20 protein-coding genes are annotated in these 18386 nt (G+C 51.4%); 15 read left to right on the forward strand and 5 right to left on the reverse strand.

What is annotated here, in order from left to right:
• The first annotated feature begins 16 nt into the window (after positions 1 to 16).
• The 7 genes from U5R06_01005 to U5R06_01035 are packed head-to-tail and all read left to right on the forward strand — an operon-like array spanning position 17 to position 6152.
• Positions 17 to 391: an ADP-ribosylglycohydrolase family protein gene (locus U5R06_01005; protein ID MDZ7721419.1), complete on the forward strand. Its 375-nt coding sequence runs from the start codon at positions 17 to 19 to the stop codon at positions 389 to 391.
• A gap of 44 nt (positions 392 to 435) precedes the next feature.
• On the forward strand, positions 436 to 1632 hold the full coding sequence (locus tag U5R06_01010) for an ABC transporter substrate-binding protein (GenBank protein MDZ7721420.1): 1197 nt from the start codon (positions 436 to 438) through the stop codon (positions 1630 to 1632).
• Positions 1632 to 2546, forward strand: a complete 915-nt coding sequence (locus U5R06_01015) for an ABC transporter permease subunit (protein MDZ7721421.1) — start codon at positions 1632 to 1634, stop codon at positions 2544 to 2546. The genes U5R06_01010 and U5R06_01015 overlap by 1 nt, the downstream gene beginning before the upstream one ends.
• Complete coding sequence (locus tag U5R06_01020; GenBank protein MDZ7721422.1) at positions 2543 to 3337, forward strand: ABC transporter permease subunit; 795 nt, start codon at positions 2543 to 2545, stop codon at positions 3335 to 3337. Before U5R06_01015 ends, U5R06_01020 begins: the two co-directional genes overlap by 4 nt.
• Positions 3337 to 4371: an ABC transporter ATP-binding protein gene (locus U5R06_01025; GenBank protein ID MDZ7721423.1), complete on the forward strand. Its 1035-nt coding sequence runs from the start codon at positions 3337 to 3339 to the stop codon at positions 4369 to 4371. Before U5R06_01020 ends, U5R06_01025 begins: the two co-directional genes overlap by 1 nt.
• 1 nt (position 4372) lies before the next feature.
• Positions 4373 to 5413: an aminoglycoside phosphotransferase family protein gene (locus tag U5R06_01030; GenBank protein MDZ7721424.1), complete on the forward strand. Its 1041-nt coding sequence runs from the start codon at positions 4373 to 4375 to the stop codon at positions 5411 to 5413.
• Between the two features lie 13 nt (positions 5414 to 5426).
• Positions 5427 to 6152, forward strand: a complete 726-nt coding sequence (locus tag U5R06_01035; GenBank protein ID MDZ7721425.1) for an NAD(P)H-hydrate epimerase — start codon at positions 5427 to 5429, stop codon at positions 6150 to 6152.
• A gap of 528 nt (positions 6153 to 6680) precedes the next feature.
• On the opposite strand, the gene U5R06_01040 is transcribed toward U5R06_01035, so the two are convergent.
• The 5 genes from U5R06_01040 to U5R06_01060 form a co-directional block, all read right to left on the reverse strand.
• Positions 6681 to 6956 carry a T9SS type A sorting domain-containing protein gene (locus tag U5R06_01040; protein MDZ7721426.1) on the reverse strand — a complete coding sequence of 92 codons (276 nt, stop codon included), beginning with the start codon at positions 6954 to 6956 and terminating at the stop codon, positions 6681 to 6683.
• A gap of 42 nt (positions 6957 to 6998) precedes the next feature.
• On the reverse strand, positions 6999 to 7244 hold the full coding sequence (locus tag U5R06_01045) for a hypothetical protein (GenBank protein ID MDZ7721427.1): 246 nt from the start codon (positions 7242 to 7244) through the stop codon (positions 6999 to 7001).
• 147 nt (positions 7245 to 7391) lie between these two features.
• Complete coding sequence (locus U5R06_01050; protein ID MDZ7721428.1) at positions 7392 to 8864, reverse strand: C10 family peptidase; 1473 nt, start codon at positions 8862 to 8864, stop codon at positions 7392 to 7394.
• Positions 8865 to 8877: 13 nt separating this feature from the next.
• On the reverse strand, positions 8878 to 9864 hold the full coding sequence (locus U5R06_01055; GenBank protein MDZ7721429.1) for a hypothetical protein: 987 nt from the start codon (positions 9862 to 9864) through the stop codon (positions 8878 to 8880).
• A gap of 150 nt (positions 9865 to 10014) precedes the next feature.
• Complete coding sequence (locus U5R06_01060; protein ID MDZ7721430.1) at positions 10015 to 10398, reverse strand: hypothetical protein; 384 nt, start codon at positions 10396 to 10398, stop codon at positions 10015 to 10017.
• A gap of 365 nt (positions 10399 to 10763) precedes the next feature.
• On the opposite strand from U5R06_01060, the gene U5R06_01065 reads away from it, so the two are divergent.
• The 8 genes from U5R06_01065 (at position 10764) to U5R06_01100 (ending at position 18333) form a co-directional block, all read left to right on the forward strand.
• Entirely contained in the window at positions 10764 to 11825 is a 1062-nt protein-coding gene (locus U5R06_01065) for a glycoside hydrolase family 88 protein (GenBank protein ID MDZ7721431.1), read from the forward strand.
• Positions 11826 to 12006: 181 nt separating this feature from the next.
• Positions 12007 to 12906 (forward strand): sulfatase-like hydrolase/transferase, encoded by a 900-nt coding sequence (locus tag U5R06_01070; protein MDZ7721432.1) that lies wholly within the window; start codon positions 12007 to 12009, stop codon positions 12904 to 12906.
• Between the two features lie 20 nt (positions 12907 to 12926).
• Entirely contained in the window at positions 12927 to 13196 is a 270-nt protein-coding gene (locus U5R06_01075; protein MDZ7721433.1) for a hypothetical protein, read from the forward strand.
• A 22-nt stretch (positions 13197 to 13218) separates the two neighbouring features.
• Entirely contained in the window at positions 13219 to 13890 is a 672-nt protein-coding gene (locus U5R06_01080) for a DUF4976 domain-containing protein (GenBank protein ID MDZ7721434.1), read from the forward strand.
• A gap of 125 nt (positions 13891 to 14015) precedes the next feature.
• Positions 14016 to 14141, forward strand: coding sequence for a hypothetical protein (locus tag U5R06_01085; GenBank protein ID MDZ7721435.1), 126 nt, complete (start codon positions 14016 to 14018; stop codon positions 14139 to 14141).
• Positions 14142 to 14256: 115 nt separating this feature from the next.
• Positions 14257 to 14676: a nucleoside-diphosphate kinase gene (gene ndk / locus U5R06_01090; protein MDZ7721436.1), complete on the forward strand. Its 420-nt coding sequence runs from the start codon at positions 14257 to 14259 to the stop codon at positions 14674 to 14676.
• A gap of 196 nt (positions 14677 to 14872) precedes the next feature.
• The gene (gene acs / locus U5R06_01095; protein MDZ7721437.1) at positions 14873 to 16870 is read left to right on the forward strand and encodes an acetate--CoA ligase; all 1998 of its coding nucleotides are present in this window, start codon (positions 14873 to 14875) and stop codon (positions 16868 to 16870) included.
• Positions 16871 to 17130: 260 nt separating this feature from the next.
• Positions 17131 to 18333 (forward strand): DcaP family trimeric outer membrane transporter, encoded by a 1203-nt coding sequence (locus tag U5R06_01100; GenBank protein ID MDZ7721438.1) that lies wholly within the window; start codon positions 17131 to 17133, stop codon positions 18331 to 18333.
• Positions 18334 to 18386: the final 53 nt, after the last annotated feature.

Here is an 18386-nt window from a genome sequence, read left to right on the forward strand (position 1 = left end):
CGCTGTACTGCGCCGTATGGATAGCGGTTTCAAATCCGCCATACGAACCGCGCAAGCGTTTAAAAGTAACAGTCAGCAGGATTCTGTGTTACCGTTTATCAAGGCGCTTCACCGCGAGTGCGCTGTGGATGAGCCGATCATGTGCACAGTGCAGGAAATGCTGTTCGGCAGTATTGCAATTGTTGAATACGCGCATGATGATCTGCCCCGGCTGATTGAAATTGGGGTGAATTATGGACGCGACAATGACACGATTGCATCAATTGCCGCAGCATTCGGCGGCGCAGCCGCCGGTGTCGATGCCCTGTCGGATGAATGGCAGCAGACCGTGAAAACCGCCAACCCGCAATACAATTTTGCAGAAACGGCATCAAGATTGGCTCAACTTTAAAGATTTGAGACTGGAGTTTCACAAATGGAGACAAGGGTGAAAGCGTGAGAATACTTCTGATCCATTTATGGGTGATTTGCCTGCTCGGCGGCGCCGCCCATGCGCAATCCGGCTGGACGGATATTGAAAAACAGGCCAAAGGACAAACGGTCAACTGGTTTATGTGGGGCGGATTTCCTGCGGCAAATGCCTATGTCAACGGATATGTGGCGCCGGAAATGAAAGACCGCTATGATATCGAGGTCAGACAGATTCCGGTCCAGGATATTGCAGAAGTGGTCAGTAAACTGCTCATTGAAAAACAGGCTGGAATTGAACGCGGAGAGGTCGATTTGATGTGGATCAACGGCGAGAATTTTCGCACTTGCAAAACATACAATCTGTTGTACGGGCCGTTTGCGCAAAAGCTGCCGAACCGGAAATATATTGATCCGAATGATTCCGCTGTCCGCTTTGATTTTGGCGAACCGGTCGGAGGGCTGGAATCGCCGTGGGGCAGCGCCCAGTTTGTGATGATTTACGACAGTTTGCGTACGCCGCAGCCGCCCAGTTCAATCGATGCGTTTTTGACCTGGATTCGCGAGCATCAGAACCGGTTTACCTATCCGGCGCCGCCGGATTTCACCGGATCTGTGTTTATCCGGCACCTGTTTTATCATGTGGCCGGCGTCCGGCAAAACTGGCAGCAGGATGTGGATCAGGCCGCGTTTGAGCGCGCTGAATCGCGGCTGTATGAGCTGCTGCGCGGTTTGAAACCGTTTTTGTGGCGTCAGGGCCGCACCTATCCTGAATCGCCGCAAAAGCTTATGCAGATGTTTGCGGACGGCCAAGTGGATTTTGCCATGAGTTATCATCCGGCCGATGCCTCCAGAATGATGCGGGATGGACTGCTGCCGCCGGGCACCCGCAGTTTTTTATTCGAGATTGGTACCATTGCCAACACGCATTTTGTCGCCATCCCGTTCAACGCCCGTGCCAAAGCTGCGGCTATGCTTGTTGCTAACTTTTTATTGTCGCCGGAGGCCCAGCTGCGCAAAGCGGATATTGAGGTCTGGGGGGATCTGCCGGTTGTGGATTTTGATTCTCTCAGTGCGTCCTGGCGCAAACGCTTTACCGGATTGAACCGCGGTAAAGCGACACTGTCCGCTGAGCGTTTGAAACAGAACCAGCTGCCCGAACCGGCGTCCGATATTCTGATTCAGCTGGAAAAAGGCTGGGAACGCGAGGTGCTGCGCAAATAATGAAACGTTTTGCGGAAACAAGCAGCGACCTTGTGCGTTCCAATCTGGCATGGCGGGGCCGAACTCTGCTGTTGTTATTGCCTTCGCTGCTTATTGTTGTGGGATTGTTCGGAGGCGGCCTGATTCTCGGACTGATGCAGGCGGCCGGGTATTTTCCCGGTTCCGGCGCCGAATCGTTTACGCTGGAACACTTTAAAAATGTATTCATTCATCCTGATTTTTTCAGCAGTCTGTTGCTCACTTTTTATGTTTCCGCAACCTCTACGCTGCTGGCCGTCGTGTTCAGTCTGATCTCGGCTTTGCTGGTCATGTCCATGCTCAGGCGCTTCAACTGGCTGCACCTCGTCATGCAGATTCCCTTGGTGGTTCCGCACCTGCTGATCGCAACGGCGATCCTGTTTCTGTTATCGCCCACCGGCTTTTTGTCGCGCCTTGCTCATGCGCTGCAGTTGATCGAATCGCCGGCCGGGTTTCCCGTCCTGATTCATGATCCCTGGCTTTTAGGTGTCATACTGGTTTATGTGTGGAAAGAAATCCCGTTTTTAACGCTGATGCTGCTGTCGGTTTTACTTAATCTGGATACCCGGCTTTTGCAGGTGGGAAAAACACTCAAAGCGAACCGCTGGCAGCGCTTCCGTTTTATTATTTTTCCGTCTATTTTCCCCAGCCTTTCCGCCGGGACGCTGATCGTGTTTGCCTACAGCTTTGGCGCCTTTGAAGTGCCGTATCTTTTGGGTCAAACCTATCCGATGACGCTGCCGGTGTGGGCGTACCGGCAGTATTCCGATATTGATCTGATGTCCCGGCCCGAAGGCATTGCTGCCGGTCTTGTCATTGCGCTGGTGATTCTGCTGTTTGTGTTTATCGCTTATGCTTTGGTGAAAAAATCCGCTTCCGGGAGGTTGCCGATATGAGACGCTTTTTATCCGGATCTTTTATTCTGGTTCTGACTGCCGGTATTTTGCTGCCGTTTCTGCCACTGCTGATCTGGGCGTTCAGTCGACAATGGCTGTTTCCGGATCTGTTGCCCGAAACCTGGGGGCTGCGCGCCTGGAACTATGTTTTCGGCGTGGCCGGGCCACAGGTTACCTCGGCTCTTGTAACCAGTGTAAGTGTGTCGTCACTGGCTGCGCTGTTTTCTGTTGCCCTTGCGCTTCCCGCAGCGCGCGTGCTAACTTTTTCCGGCAGAAAACGGGGACTGTTTCTGCAGTTTCTCTTTGTACTCCCGATCCTGACGCCGCCGCTGTCGGTGTCCATGGGACTGCATCTCTGGTTTTTGAAATTGGGCCTGACGGGTTCACTGCCCGGTGTGCTGCTGGTGCATCTGACGCTCTGCGTACCCTATGCTGTTTTTGTTTTGTCCGGCGTGTTTTCGAATTACAATCCATTGATCGAAGCGCAGGCGCGTTCGCTCGGCGCTTCGAAATGGTTTGTCTTTTCGCGAGTTACGCTGCCGCTCATTCTACCCGGAATTATCGTGGCGGCCTTGTTTGCTTTTCTGCTATCCTGGAGTCAGTATCTGAATACTTTGATTATCGGCGGCAGCAAAGTGATGACACTGCCTGTCCTGCTGTTTTCCCTGCTGAGAAGCGGGGACCGTCCGGTAGCCGCAGCTGTCAGTCTGGTGATTGTACTGCCGGCCTTTGCGGCGCTGCTGATCAGCGCCCGCACACTGGGACGTCGTGCCTGGATAGGAGGGTGGTGATGGGCAAGCTGCAGCTTTCCGATTTGGTGGTGTCTTATGGCAGTAAAGAAATTGTCAGCGGGTTATCCCTGACTGTGCAATCCGGTGAGATGGTATCCATTCTCGGGCCCAGCGGTGTGGGGAAGACCAGTATTCTCAAGGCGGTTGCCGGATTGTTAAAACCGGCTGCTGGAGATATTGTTTTGAATGACGAATTGATCACGCATACGCCGGCGGAAAAACGCGATACGGTATTGATATTTCAACAGCCACTGCTGTTCCCGCATATGACAGTTGGGCAGAATGTGGGATTTGGACTGCGCACGCGCGGTCGCATGCAGGCGGCGGATTATGAGAAAATTCATGAATTTTTATCATATGTGCAGCTGAATGCATTTGAAAACCGGAAACCGGAAGCGCTCTCCGGTGGGCAGCAGCAGCGGGTGGCTTTGGCGCGCGCCCTGATCACTGAACCGGCGCTGCTGCTACTGGATGAACCCCTGAGCAGCCTGGATTCGACGCTGCGGCGCGAGATGCGGGAATTGATCCGGACGCTGCAGCGCACGCTGGGCACCACCATGCTGTTTGTCACGCACGATCAGTCCGAAGCGCTGACCCTGTCAGACCGGGTAGCGCTGCTGCTCAACGGGACGATCCGGCAATTCGGCTCGCCTCAGGATCTGGTCTATCGGCCCCTGGATTTTGATGTGGCCGAATTTTTTGGAAATAACAACCGCATTGCCGGACGTGTGGAAAATGGAATGTTTTCCAGCCGGTTCGGCTGCTTTAAGCTGCCCGCTGCTCTGCAGTATCGAAATCATGTGACGGCCACCATTCGTCCCGAACATATACGCTTGTCACAGCGGGGCAATGGGGTAGAGACTGCGGTGGAGGAGGTGCAGTTTGAAGGCAGTTATACACGTGTCAAACTCAAAGCTGCAGAAACTTGTCTGATCTGGCAGACCCACAGTACGGAATTGGCCGCCGGTCAGTCCATTTATATCGAGTGTCCGCCGGAGCACATTTGGTTTCCGACACAACAACAAGGAGAATGATATGAGCGCAACCGATCCGCTGATCGCAAAAATTACGGATTACCTGTCCACTCCGGACCTGCAGAGCCTGCCGGTCATTGCGGGTAGAACCTTCCGGATCAAATTTCTCGCCGGGGGTGAATATAATCTGAATTATAAACTGACATCGACCGATGATGAGGTGAAACTAATTTTCCGCGTCAATATCGGGACGCAAATCGACCGCAAGGATCAGATTCTGTATGAATACCGCACGCTGCAGCTGTTGCAGTCCAGCGGCGTCACACCGGTACCGTATTGGGTGGATGATTCGCGGCAGTATTTTCAACAGGGTGTGCTGATGATGCAGTTTCTGCCGGGAGAACCGCTGGACTATACAACTGATCTTAATGCGGCGGCTGAAACACTGGCGCGCCTTCATCAGGTTAAAGTGCCGGAAGAGCAGAATCATCTGATCCGCGAACAGGCGCCGCTGTCCCTGATCTTTGAGGAATGCGCCGGATTGCTGCAGGTTTATTTTGACTCGGAGCTGGCTGATCCGGCTATACGTACCTATCTGCAGCACGTGCGCGACTGGGCGGATGAAAACCGGCGGGCCGAGGTCTATTATCAACTGGACTCGTGGCATTGTATCATCAATACCGAAGTGAATTCAGGAAATTTTATCGTCAACCGCGAAAACGGTACCACACATCTGGTGGATTGGGAAATGCCGCGCTGGGGCGATCCCTCGCAGGACCTGTCGCATTTTTGTTCACCGCTGACCACCCTGTGGAAAACGACTTTTCGTATGACGTCTGAACAAAAAGATGGATTTATACAATATTACAAATCTGTAATTCAAGATTTGCATCTGCGGGATACGTTGGAAGAGCGCATTGCTCTCAGGGACCCGTTTGCCTATCTGCGCGGGATATCCTGGTCGGCCATGGGCTGGGTGGCGTATCAGACTGAATATAAAGGACGGCGTAATCCGGATACCTGGAAAACCCTGCAACATTATATGCGACTTGATTTTATCCGCTCTCTTTTTGATCCGATTCTCAAACGCTCTTTGATTTAACGGGTGAATAACGATGAACTTTACAACACATGACGGTATACAGGTGCCCGCGGTCACTGCTGAACAGATGCGCGAAATTGACCGGATTGCGGTGCAGGAAACCGGCCCGAATTTGTATCAAATGATGGAACATGCCGGCCGCACTCTGGCGATGCTGGCCATAGAACTGCTTGGGACGCGATGGAAGTCTGCATCGGTTCTTGTGCTCACCGGAACCGGCGGAAACGGCGGCGGCGGAATCTGTGCCGCCCGGCATATGACGAACCGCAACATGCGGGTGACCCTGTGTCCGATCCGTGTACCGCAAGTGGGGACAGTCCCGGGATATCAGTATGCGATTTATCAGAACACGCCGGGGCGGGAAATCCGGTTTGATCAATTACAGACAAACCGCTATGATCTGGTTATCGATGCTCTTATCGGATACAGTCTAAAGGGGGCTGCGGCCGGAACGCCACAAAAAATGATCCAGTGGGCGAATGCATCCGGGACGCCGATTCTGTCTCTGGATGTGCCGTCGGGACTCGATGCGACAACCGGAGAATCACCCGGCGCCTGCATTCGGGCGGTATGCACGTTGACCCTGGCGCTGCCTAAATCCGGACTGTTTCAGACGGGAAATCTGGTTCTGGCTGACATTGGCATTCCGTTTAATACCTATCGCCGAATTGGACTGGAATACCGATCGCCGTTTGGGGAGCATTTTTATACCCGGATTTATGCGCGAGACGGTGCGTGAAAACCGTGGCCTGGAATAAAAAGCTTATTACCTTATTTTGGATGTGCGGGTTTGTTTAGATCTGCGATTTTTCGGGTATTGAGAGATTTTGTCGGGTGATTTTTGAATATGCGGGCAATTTGTCCGGACGAATGCGTTCATCAAATAAGCTAATAAGCTTGTTTTTTCTTTCTGCAAAGCTACCAAGGTAGGGCGGCCAAGAATAAGGTGAAAATCTGCGGTTCTTGATATCGAACCCTGTAGGAATTTCACCTGGGATACACGGGTCTGCTGCAATGTTTTGCTGGGACGGTCGATTTTGTTCCAAGTTACGGGCGTCATATGGCGTCCCCAGAGGGACGCCGGTTTTGTGTGCTGTTTGCAGCTATAGATATACCGTCCCGCCGGGACGGGAATGGGGCTGTATGTGATGTGATTGTCTTTTAAAGACATATATCGTTCCCTTTGCGAACCGCAATGTCACACGGATGACCGTGGGAGTTAAGCAGGGGATCCGGTTGCCGCAAATACCGGATCCCTTTGCGTTTTTCACTTTACATGCAGCATTTTCCGCACCGCGGTAAACTCACCGGCCTGAACTCTGCAGAAATACACGCCGCTTTCCAGGCTCTGCGAACCGGCATTCCAGTTTACCGTGTATACGCCCGGAGTTTTCTGTTCATTCACCAGTTGGGTGACCACCTGACCGAGCGTGTTGTAAATAATCAACTGAACCTGCACCGGTTCGATCACGCTGTACTGAATCCGGGTTTGCGAATTAAAAGGATTCGGATAATTCTGGCTGATGCTGTATTCGGTTGGCACTGTATTATAAGAAAGCTCATCTTTATCCTGTACTGTCGGTTGTCAAATCAGGGAACAGGTTCCGCGGAATCCGGCTGTCATGTTAAAAGACGGCCCATGCATTTGCAGAGATGCCGCCGGTAGTCCCAGAGTATGGCTGCTACGGAAGCTAACGGATTGGTTGGCGAGTCCGCCGCTGTTGAGGGACGCTGATTGGATACAATAGGTTGGACTGCTCATGCCTGCAAGCGCCTGTTGAGCGCAGAGCAGATAAAATGCAATGTAAAGATATTGTAATTGCTTTTTCATGATCAATGCTCCCGGATATTTTATTCTTTTTTAATGGTGATATCGCAGCCCTTCAAAGTCAGGGGTTTTGATAATTCCAGAGGTCCGGATGAAAAGGTGTTGACCGATCCTGCCTTGAAGATCAGAGTTTCACCATGGTCCGCTTTATCAACCGCGGTTTCGAGGGTCTTTATAAGGCAAATTGGGTGATCCCGTTCCTCCGGCAGCCCCGCCGACAAATCCGATTGTTTCTTCCGGGGCCAGTTTTATAATGGATACCTGACCATCATTGAATTCTTTATTTTCATAGTCGATATTATCAAATGTGTACCAGTCATTGCCCTCGCCGCCGTGACCGAAATTCATCAGAAACTGATCGCTGTCTTTGTGATAGCCGTAAACTACCCAGGCATGTCCTCTTCCATCAGGACGATCTCCGGTTAAAATGAGCGGGCGCATCCACTGAATTTCTTCACGCAGGGTGGCGGCATCTACATTGAGATCGCGGGTGGCGTTGGAATGATAATAAAAGTGATCGACCATAGCATTGCGGTTTTTGTAAGGGGCAGTTCCGGAACCAAAAACACCAAAGTTCGTGCCCGCCGCTACCGCAGCGTGGTAACTGATTTTGGCCATGTGGTTTCCGCTCTGATCAGTCCACATGTCCGTCATTTTGTCCCAGTCATACGACTCCCCCAGGGTCACCTCACGATATTTACTGCCTTTGGTTAATTGTCTCCAGCATTTTGTAAGTGCGGATTGGTAGTCACTGTCGCTGTTGATCGCCTGTGCTTTTTCATACAAACTTTTATCCCAATAGCCCTGCATGGACAGGGTGCCGTTGCTCCAGTTTAGACGGATGATCCCATCAACAATCCAGGGATAGCTGGAGGGAATTCCCGGGTCGATTGCACAATCTGCGGTTACCCAATTAAACCCTTTTCTAATTTTGTAATTGATACTGGGGGTGCCGGTACCCGATTCCGGCCACTGCCAATAGTACATGAGCATGGCCGTGGCTGTACCGTGGCATCCCACAACTGTACGTTCACCGGTGCCGTCTTCGAGCTCGGGACAATATTTATTGAACGTCACAGAAATAGGTTCCGGATAACCCTGGTCCCAGGTGTAGGCCAACGGGAGTTCTACTTTAGCCGGAGTGGATTCAGTGGTATTTTGTTTTCTCAAACTCTTTATCGGCGCCTGTCCGGCGATCAGGGAATTCCATTCGCGATTGCGTTCGAGTATCAATGACTGTATGTCTGTGATATTTGATTGTCGGACATATTGTGTTTTTTGCTGAATGTTCCACAGGATGGTTTGATAAGCAGGATTGTCAGGATCAAAGGTATCGCCGGTGTTGTACAGGTATACCGGCAGCAGATCCTTGTCCGCGCCGCACAAACAGAACCCGCCGCCTGCAAGATGCGCGATAAAAGCGACTGTGTCACCGTCTGCGGTGTAGGGTTCGAGTCTGTCAATCCGTCCATCCGGTTTGGGCGCTGCGGTGACATGACGAACCCAGGTTTCAACCGCGGACTGTACTTGAAAAGCGTTCACTCGTTCGCCGGCACTCACAATGGTACACAAAACAAGCAGGAGGGCCGGGATCAATTGATTGCGTTTTGGCTTTCGTTTCATAGCATGATCCTCCTTATTGCAGTGATACCAGCACCAGCACCAGACCCTGACCGCTGTCCAGTCCGGACATCGCCTTGCCGATAATGGCGCCGCGCGCTTTGTTTGTGTGTTTGACTTTCATGGCATGTCCAGGTGTATCCGACGTGGTGAGCAGATCTCCGGGCTGAATCGGCCCGTTTCCCGCATCGCACATGGCATAGACGCGTCCCGTAAGCGCGACATGGTGCGATCCCTCAAACATACCGTCCTGAGTCAGGGTGAGACCGGGTTTGACACCTCCGGCGCCGCTGATGATACCGGCGACACAGCGGTCATAAGCTGTTTCAGAAACTTTGAGTTTCCCGGGATTGTCGCTGTCGATGGTTACCACCATACCGGGTTCAACCTCATCCGTTTGTTCAAACTCGAACGGTTCGGCGATATCGCTGCCGCCCTGCAGTGTGATCACACCTTTGACAAACAGACCCTCGGCCGGCGGAGTAACATTGCCGCTGCCGATGGCGACCCCTTCATTGGCGTCGGCGCGCAAACTGGTGGAACCGTCGTAATTTCTGACTCGCAGGGGTGAATCCTGATTGATGGTGATGTAATCGTGGTAATTATCAGAGTCATCAACCTCTGCTATAAAGAAATTGCTGCCGCCGGCGATATTCCATTCAGCGGCGCTGCCGGATTCGAGGCGCAGGTCCGCATTGCCGCCGCCCCGGATATGTAGCTCTGCATCCGGTGTCTCGGTTCCCATACCGACGTAACCGCCGTCTTTGATGATAAACTTTGCATCCGAACCGTTTTTGATCTTGAATCCTTCATATTTGCCGTAATCGCCGAGCGTCCAGGATTCCTCATCCTCAATCTCGAATTGAATTTTGGGATTCAAGGCCTTTATATGCAAAGTGCCGGTGGGCTCATTCGTCCCGATTCCCAGATAACCGGATTCGGAAACCGTGACATTATCGTTCAGGGTGAGTGGATAATAGGTACGCGATCCCTCCAGGAGCACAGAACCATCCATGGCGCTGATATAACCGCGGTTTGCATTTGTGTTAAATCCCAGGCGCAGCTGATTGTCCGGATGTTCTGTGCCTGATACCAGCAGTATATACTATAGTATATACTGTTCTTGCTCGAGTCCGGGGGATTGCTATTGTTATCATGATCCGGGTGCTGTTGCATGAAATTTTAGATAAAGGCGCTGCAGGCTGTCCGGCAGGTGTGGCCAGTATCTTTTACAAATTTTCGCGGGACAGTCGAAAAACAGATTTTCGACATAACTCACATCAATACAATCCCGCACCGGATCGCTGGCGTCTTGATAAATGCCGGCTATGTCCTGGAACAAGGCCCTGATTTTGTCTGATTGGCCCGCACACATGAGCTGGTTGGTCACATCGGCCAGCGCTTCGACCCAGAGAAATCCGGCATTGTCCTCTGGAAAGCCTCTGTCATGCATCAGTGCATCGGTTTGCTGTGCTTCCTGCGGGTGACCGGTGCGCAGAGTGCGGATAAAACGCGATATTTCGGGGTCATTTTGCATGTAGAATTTTCGTCATTCTGCTGCAAAAAATCAAGTGGTTTTGTTTTGAAATAGCATTTCAGTTCAGTTTTTGACCGGTTTTCATCATTTTTAAGCTTGATTGAGAATGAAAAATAATGTAAGTTAAGTGAATTCCTGATCACACCGGAAACGGTTTTATGGACTTTTATAAAAGCTCAACCCTTTTCGCTCCTTCACCCGGTCTGCATGTTGTCCGCGCATTGTCAAGTCTTTTCTGCCAGGTTCCTGGTGGCGGCAGTCAATGTGCCGGATAAATTCATAACCAGGCTGCACTGTTTATCAAACCGTTTTGAACCATGTCAGAATTTATTATACAGGAACGACGACAAAACAGAGAGGTGATTATGAAACCGTGTTCTCGAGCTACATTTATCAAATCTTTGGGCGGCGGCTGTGCGGTGTTGGCGTCGGGTTCACTCACCTGCGCAGCGCCTGAATCCCATGACGCAAAAAACACCGATTTGATTCGGCGTGTGTCGGTTGCTCTCATGGGCATGCAGCGCATGAACTGGGAGCAGGGTGTGGCAGGACAGGCCATGCTGGAACTCGGGGATGACGAGCGTTTGATTTCCCTGGCGCGCGGCGCGGTGATGCGGCAGCGTGACGGGTATCTGGCAACGATTAACGACTATATGCCGGTCAACGACGCGGCCAGCAACGGTGAGCCGGTGCTGGCCGCATACGAACTCACGGATGATCCGTTGTTCAAGGAGGCGGCGGACAAGATGCTCAAGATTGTTCTGGAAACAGAGCACCGCAGTGAAACGGGTGTATTGTATCATCCCATGGCGCCGCGGCGTGAGGTCTGGTCAGATGCGTTTTACATGACGCCGCCGTTTCTGGCGGCCGCCGGTGAATATGAGCAAGCGGTCAAACAGATCAACGGCACCTGGCAACTGTTGTGGAATCCAAATGATAAACTGCTGTCTCATATCTGGGACGATGAGAACAAGACGTTCAAGCGCAAGGCCTACTGGGGCGTCGGTAACGGCTGGGCGGCAGCCGGACTCGTGCGCGTGATCCGGCATCTACCGGAATCCATGCAGGAAGAAAAGGAACAGCTCAAGCAGAAACTGAAACTCGTGGTGGACGGCTGTCTGGCGCACCTGCGTGATGACGGGTTGTTTCATGATATTGTGGATGATCCATCGTCATTTGTGGAAGTCAATCTGTCACAGATGATCGCCTACAGCATTTACCGCGCCGTGGAGGCCGGCTGGATGGAGCGCGATTATCTCGATACCGCCACGCCTATGCGCAATGCGGCGCATGACAAAGTTGACCGCTACGGTTATGTGCAGGATGTCTGCGGCGTGCCGTATTTTGACCGGGCGTATGTGGCGCCGGAAGGCAATGCCTTTTTTCTGCTCATGGAAGCTGCGTACCGGGACCTGCATCAAGAATAACCGGGAAACAGAACAGCAATCCTGTGAATTCAGGATCGATTATCCGCTGGATTGATGGAACCAGTTATTAGGTCATGAATGAGCACAGCTATAAATCGGTGCTTGCATGGATTGTATTGGAACAGGAATTAAATCTGACATCAGACCAAATGAGCGCTGTATGCGAAAAAGGGAGATCCTTATGAACAACCGTCGTTCTTTTTTAAAATCTCTGGGCGCCCTGACTGTGCTGTCAGCTCTGCCTCTCAAGGCCGGAACTAAAAAACCGAATATTCTCTGGCTGTCCACCGAGGATATCAGTCCGCATCTGGGCTGTTACGGTTATCCCCATGCTCACACCCCCACTCTCGATCAAATGGCTGCAAACGGTATCCGTTATTCTAACGCGTTTACCGTGTCCGGTGTGTGTGCGCCGAATCGGTCAACCATCATCACCGGAGTGCACGCGAATAGTCTGGGCACGCATCATATGCGCTCCGGTGGCGAAGGGGTGGAGGTCTCCCACGAACCGCCGGTCCCGAATGAGGTCAGGTGTTTCTCTGAATATTTACGCGATGCAGGATATTACTGCACCAATTATTACAAAACGGATTATAATTTTGATCCCCCGGACAGCGCCTGGGACGAGTGCAGTCATGAGGCGCACTGGAAGAATCGGCCGGATGCAAATATGCCCTTTTTTGCGGTGTTTAATTATACCTATACTCATGAAGGTTCTACCCGGTTTGAACCCGGCAGGCATCAGGAGGTGACGGCCCGTTTAACGCCAGAGCAGCGCCAGGGCGACGGCTTTCAGCTTGACTCATTTCCGCCGTATTATGCGGATACCCGTCTTCAGCGCCGGCAATGGGCTAAATACTATGAACTGATCACCGGCCTGGATTACTGGATTGCTGAGCGGCTGCAGGAACTGGAGGATGCCGGACTTTATGATGATACGATTGTATTTTTCTGGTCGGATCACGGCGTGGGCATGCCGCGCGCCAAACGCTGGCTGTACGATTCCGGGACGCATATTCCGCTCATCGTGCATATTCCTGAACAATATGGTGCCGGCGCTCAGGGCAGTCCGGAAGCGTAGATGACCAGCTGGTGAGCAGTGTGGATTTTGCACCGACGGTTCTGAATCTGGCGGGTCTGCCGGCGCCTGAGTATATGCAGGGACGCCCGTTTCTCGGTCCTGATCTTACCGCGCAACGCAGTGCTGTTTTTGGCGCCAGAGACCGCATGGATGAACGTTATGATATTATCCGGATGGTGCGCGACAAACGGTATCGCTATATCCGCAATTACGAGCCTTATAAACCGTACCATCAATACATGCGCTCCTGTGAAAACGGTCCGGTCATGTCCGAGGCTTGCGCAGATTGAACGGCTATCATGAACCGTCAAGGTGCCGGCTCAGTTTTTCGCTGATGTCAACGCGCTGGAAGAACTTTACGATCTGGAGACTGATCCGCACGAGATTCATAATCTGGTGGATGATCCGGCGTATTCGGACATCAAATACCGCTTGTGGCAGCAATTGATGCAATGGATGCGGGATATCCGCGATCTGGCGTTCATCCCTGAACCCGAACTGTTTAATATTGATCGCGAATACGGCAACCGCTACGCCTATTTTCGCGGTCCCGCCGGATCGGAATTGTTCGAAAGAATCTGGAGCACGGCGTCGGTGGCCGGGCGACCGGATGCGGGAGATCGCTTTTTTCTGTTAAATGCGCTCAAAGATAAAGAGGCGAGTGTGCGTTACTGGGCCGCCATCGGGCTGGGAAATCTGCAAAAAATCGGAGACTATGACAAACGGCGAGTTGCGTGCCGCGCTCAAAGACCGGGCGCCGGTGGCCGCGGCCCGGGCGCTGTATCATGCCGGGGATACGGACTCTGCACTGCCGCTGCTGATACAGGAGTTGCAGAGCGAGCGGGAGAGTGGGTGCGTGCTGGCTGCGGCGCATGCACTCGACAGATGGGCGCGGATGCGCGGCCGGCTGTGCCGTTTCTTGAACACGCGCTGCGACGATCGGGAAAACAAATATGTGGTGCGGGCTGGCCGATCATGCGCTGAATGTTTTGAACAGCACGCAAAATCGCGTACGATAATCTCGGGCAACGCCGCAAATTAAATGTCATGGAAATCACGAATTTGATCATTCCTTTGCTTTTATCAACGGCGCCTGTGATTGTTTCAATATGGAAAAATTCTGGAGTGAGGATCAGGTCCAGTATCTGACCCTCGACGATGAGGTGATCGAACCGGGTGAGGATTTTTATATGACACGAGCAATTTCTGATCATGCCGTGGATTATGTGAATTAAATGTAAAACTCGGCCGTTTATGATCGTTTTTACTTGATATCTATTAAAAAAATTGTTAATATTATGACTATAGCTCATTTTCGAACCGAAACCAAAAATTCAATGGATTGGAAACATGAAAGAACGAACATTAGCCCTGATTAAACCGGATGCTTATGCTGCCAGAAATTGTGGAAAGATTATCACTGTTATAGAAGAGAGTGATCTTGATATTATTGGAATAAGAACATTGACCTTGTCTTCAGAACAGGCGAGATCATTTTATGCTGTACATAAAGAAAAACCGTTTTTTGAGGAACTGATTTCATATATGACATCCGGGCCGATTTTCGCGATGGCGCTGGAAGGAGAAAAGGCAATCGAAAAATGGCGGAATATGATGGGAGCGACCAACCCTGCAAAAGCCGAAGAAGGGACAATCCGTAACCGGTTTGGTACGGATTTGACCCACAACGCAACGCACGGGTCAGATGCGCCCGAAACCGCCAAAGTGGAGGTTGACTTTTTCTTCAAAGACGAGGATTTTAATCGATAACCACAGTCCCGGCTGTCATGCATGACGTTTGATGATGCCGGACGGTTTCCGACCGGCATCAGGTTTCCGCGATGCTTGCAGAAACTCAAAAAACTCCAAAGCGGTAAACAACGATTGTAATACTGGATATATTGATGCCGTTTGCATCAATTTATAAATAATCGAATCGTAATACCAATCTAACAAGGAGTGGACTATGAGTGACAAGAAACAAAAAGGCGGAATGCAGTCTCTGATGCACGAATCCCGTACATTTCCGCCTCCCAAGCATATTCAGGAAAATGCACATATCAGCAGTGTGGAGCAATATCAGGAAATGTGGGAGCGTTCGGTCGGAGATGAAGCCGATAAATTCTGGCTTGAACAGGCAAAACAACTTGACTGGTTCAAGGAACCGACCAAAGCTCTGGATTATGAATGGGATACCGAGGCCAGAAAGATCGAACACACCTGGTTTGAAGATGGAACGCTAAACGTATCATACAACTGCCTGGACCGGCATCTGGGCACACCCACCGAAAATAAAACCGCCATCATCTGGCAGGGTAACGAAGATTCCGACGCGCAAAATATCACCTACAAAGAGCTGCACAAACAGGTCAGCAAGTTTGCCAATGTCCTGAAATCAAAAGGCATCAAAAAGGGCGACCGTGTTGCGATTTATATGCCTATGATTCCGGAACTGACCGTGACCATGCTTGCCTGTACCCGGATCGGCGCCATTCATTCGATTATTTTCGGAGGATTCAGTTCGGATGCGATTGCGGGTCGTGTGAACGATTCAGACTGTAAAATGATCATCACAGCGGATATTTCCCGCCGCGGTAAAAAATTTATAAAGTTAAAAGATATTGTGGATGATGCGCTGGAGAACACCTCGACGGTTGAAAGTGTTGTCGTGGTCAAAGTTGCGGACAGCGATGAATGTGAGATGGAAAGCGGTCGTGATGTCTGGTATCACGAGGAAATGGAAAAAGCGGATGATGACTGTCCTGCCGAAGAAATGAATGCGGAAGACCCGTTATTCATCCTGTACACTTCCGGGTCTACAGGTAAACCCAAAGGTGTGGTTCATACCACGGGCGGGTACCTGCTGCACACCATGTTGTCATTTAAACTTATTTTCAATATTCATGACGATGATGTTTACTGGTGTACCGCGGATATCGGCTGGATCACCGGCCACAGCTATATTGTGTACGGTCCGCTGGCAGCCGGCGCCACCTCGCTGATGTTTGAAGGTGTTCCTACCTATCCGGATGCGGGACGATTCTGGCAGGTTTGTGACAAATTCGGCGTTACCGTTTTCTATACCGCGCCCACAGCTATCCGCGCGTTGATGCGCCAGGGCGATGAATGGCCGAAAAAATACAAACTGGATACGCTGCGTATTCTGGGAACCGTGGGAGAGCCCATCAATCCCGAAGCCTGGATGTGGTATTACAAAAACATCGGTCACGAAAAGTGCCCGATCGTGGATACCTGGTGGCAGACCGAGACCGGCGGCTTTATGATCACGCCGATGCCGGGCGCGCATACACTGAAACCGGGAAGCGCCAGCCGGCCCATGTTTGGTGTGGATGCCGTTGTGCTGCGTGACGATGGCAGTGAATGCGATCCGGATGAAGGCGGCAAGCTGTGTATCCGCAAACCCTGGCCCGGTATGTTGAGGACCACGTGGGGCGATCATGACCGCTTTATCGATACGTATTTCTCCATGTACAATGATATTTATTTTGCCGGAGACGGATGCCGTGTTGACAAGGACGGCGATTTCTGGCTGCTCGGTCGCATCGATGATGTGGTGAATGTGTCCGGTCACCGTATCGGAACCGCGGAAGTGGAAAGCGCGCTGGTCAGTCATTCCAAGGTGGCTGAAGCGGCAGTGACCCCGATTCCGCATGATATCAAGGGACAGGCCTTGTATGCCTATGTGACCCTGGTTGGTGATGCGGAAGCAACGGACGAGTTGAAAAAAGAACTGATCAAGCATGTTCGCTCGGAAATCGGTCCGATCGCGGCTCCGGAAGCGATTCAATTTGCGCCTTCGCTTCCGAAAACGCGCTCCGGCAAGATTATGCGCCGTATTCTGCGCAAGATTGCTGAAAAGAATACGGACAATCTCGGCGATATATCGACGCTTGCCGATCCCGATGTTGTTGAAAAACTGATCAAAGACAGAAAAAAGAATTAAGGTATAAATCAAGAGGCGCCGGACCTGTCCGGCGCCTTTACCATTTACGTTTAATAGAGGAGGTATACTGTGGCAGACCAGGTAACCGAGATCAAGGATACCCCCTCAAATCCGGCTCCTTGGGGCGTGACGGGTTTTGGTATGACAACCGTTTTTCCGCTGGGATCGGTCCGGAAATAATCTTTATTTAAAATACAAGTATTTCCAAGGGCGCGCCTCTTTATGGTGCGCCTTTTCAATTCATAACAGTTGAGGGAATTATGAAACGACTCGTATTCATCCTGTTCATTTGCATAAGCAGTCTTTACGCCGGCGATTCGGATTTTGGGATTCACTTTTCCGGTTTTGTAAAAACCGACCTCATGTTGGATTCCCGGCAGACCGTTGCGGCCCGGGAAGGACATTATCTGTTATATCCGGCCGGGGAAAACAAGGATCAGAACGGTGATGATATCAATGCCACCCCGAATTTAAACATGCTGGCGATTCAGAGCCGGCTGAAAGGCGATATCACAGGTCCGGATGCATTCGGCGCCAAAACCGGAGGACGTATTGAAGCCGCATTTTTCGGCACCACCAACAGTGATGTCAACGGATTCCGGCTGCGTCATGCGTTTTTAACCCTGGACTGGGAACATACCAGTCTGTTAATCGGCCAATTCTGGCATCCTATGTTTGTGACATCGGTGTTTCCGGGAACGGTCTCGTTCAACACCGGCGCGCCGTTTCAGCCGTTTTCGCGCAATCCGCAAATTCGTTTGACCCGGCATTTTGGCAAGACAGCGCTGATGCTTGCTGCCATGGAGCAACGCGATTTTGCCAGCAGCGGCCCTCAGGGCACGGGTTCTATGTACTTGCGCAATGCGGCGGTTCCCAATTTGCATGCTCAGGTTCAGTTGCAGGATGACGGTATGGTGCTTGGAGTTGGAGCGGATTTCAAAATGCTCAACCCGAGACTGAGCACACCCTATGGCACTAAAAATGAAAACCGGGTGACCAGTCTGGCCGGACTTGCTTATGCCAGGTTTAAACTGAATGATCTGGTGTGGAAAGTGGAAGGCATCTATGGTCAGAATATGACCGATCATCTCATGCTCGGCGGTTATGGTGTCGAGTCTATGAATGAGGAAACCGGATTGGAAACCTATATTCCGACCAATATGTTTTCAGCCTGGACGGATATTTCGACGGGCAACCGCATGGCCATGGGATTGTTTGCCGGTGTGACTAAAAATCTGGGCGCCAGTGAAGACCTGCTCTCGTTTTGGGGCCGCGGCTCTGATATTGATATGATATACCGGGTCTCCCCGCGGGTGATGTGGAATTCCGGTTCTACACGGTTGGCGGCTGAACTCGAGTATACCGCAGCAAGCTACGGCACTATGGCTTCTGATGGCAGCGTTGACGATGCAGAGTTTGTGGGGAATCTGAGGCTGCTTTTGGCTGCTTATTACTTTTTTTAAATTTGGATTTGCTCACCAACCCTAAAAAAAAGGCTATGCAACTTGCATAGCCT

The sequence above is a fragment of the candidate division KSB1 bacterium genome (genome assembly GCA_034521575.1).
In the GTDB taxonomy this organism is placed as follows: Bacteria; Zhuqueibacterota; Zhuqueibacteria; order Residuimicrobiales; family Krinioviventaceae; genus JAXHMJ01.

Excerpts from the sequence above, each read along its gene's own strand:
- acs (MDZ7721437.1), top strand. The coding sequence starts at position 14,873 with ATGAGTGACAAGAAACAAAAAGGCGGAATGCAGTCTCTGATGCACGAA.
- U5R06_01065 (MDZ7721431.1), top strand. The coding sequence starts at position 10,764 with ATGAAACCGTGTTCTCGAGCTACATTTATCAAATCTTTGGGCGGCGGC.
- U5R06_01060 (MDZ7721430.1), bottom strand. The coding sequence starts at position 10,398 with ATGCAAAATGACCCCGAAATATCGCGTTTTATCCGCACTCTGCGCACC.
- U5R06_01085 (MDZ7721435.1), top strand. The coding sequence starts at position 14,016 with ATGGAAAAATTCTGGAGTGAGGATCAGGTCCAGTATCTGACCCTCGAC.
- U5R06_01045 (MDZ7721427.1), bottom strand. The coding sequence starts at position 7,244 with ATGAAAAAGCAATTACAATATCTTTACATTGCATTTTATCTGCTCTGC.
- ndk (MDZ7721436.1), top strand. The coding sequence starts at position 14,257 with ATGAAAGAACGAACATTAGCCCTGATTAAACCGGATGCTTATGCTGCC.
- U5R06_01025 (MDZ7721423.1), top strand. The coding sequence starts at position 3,337 with ATGGGCAAGCTGCAGCTTTCCGATTTGGTGGTGTCTTATGGCAGTAAA.
- U5R06_01030 (MDZ7721424.1), top strand. The coding sequence starts at position 4,373 with ATGAGCGCAACCGATCCGCTGATCGCAAAAATTACGGATTACCTGTCC.
- U5R06_01070 (MDZ7721432.1), top strand. The coding sequence starts at position 12,007 with ATGAACAACCGTCGTTCTTTTTTAAAATCTCTGGGCGCCCTGACTGTG.
- U5R06_01100 (MDZ7721438.1), top strand. The coding sequence starts at position 17,131 with ATGAAACGACTCGTATTCATCCTGTTCATTTGCATAAGCAGTCTTTAC.
- U5R06_01015 (MDZ7721421.1), top strand. The coding sequence starts at position 1,632 with ATGAAACGTTTTGCGGAAACAAGCAGCGACCTTGTGCGTTCCAATCTG.
- U5R06_01050 (MDZ7721428.1), bottom strand. The coding sequence starts at position 8,864 with ATGAAACGAAAGCCAAAACGCAATCAATTGATCCCGGCCCTCCTGCTT.
- U5R06_01020 (MDZ7721422.1), top strand. The coding sequence starts at position 2,543 with ATGAGACGCTTTTTATCCGGATCTTTTATTCTGGTTCTGACTGCCGGT.
- U5R06_01035 (MDZ7721425.1), top strand. The coding sequence starts at position 5,427 with ATGAACTTTACAACACATGACGGTATACAGGTGCCCGCGGTCACTGCT.
- U5R06_01005 (MDZ7721419.1), top strand. The coding sequence starts at position 17 with ATGGATAGCGGTTTCAAATCCGCCATACGAACCGCGCAAGCGTTTAAA.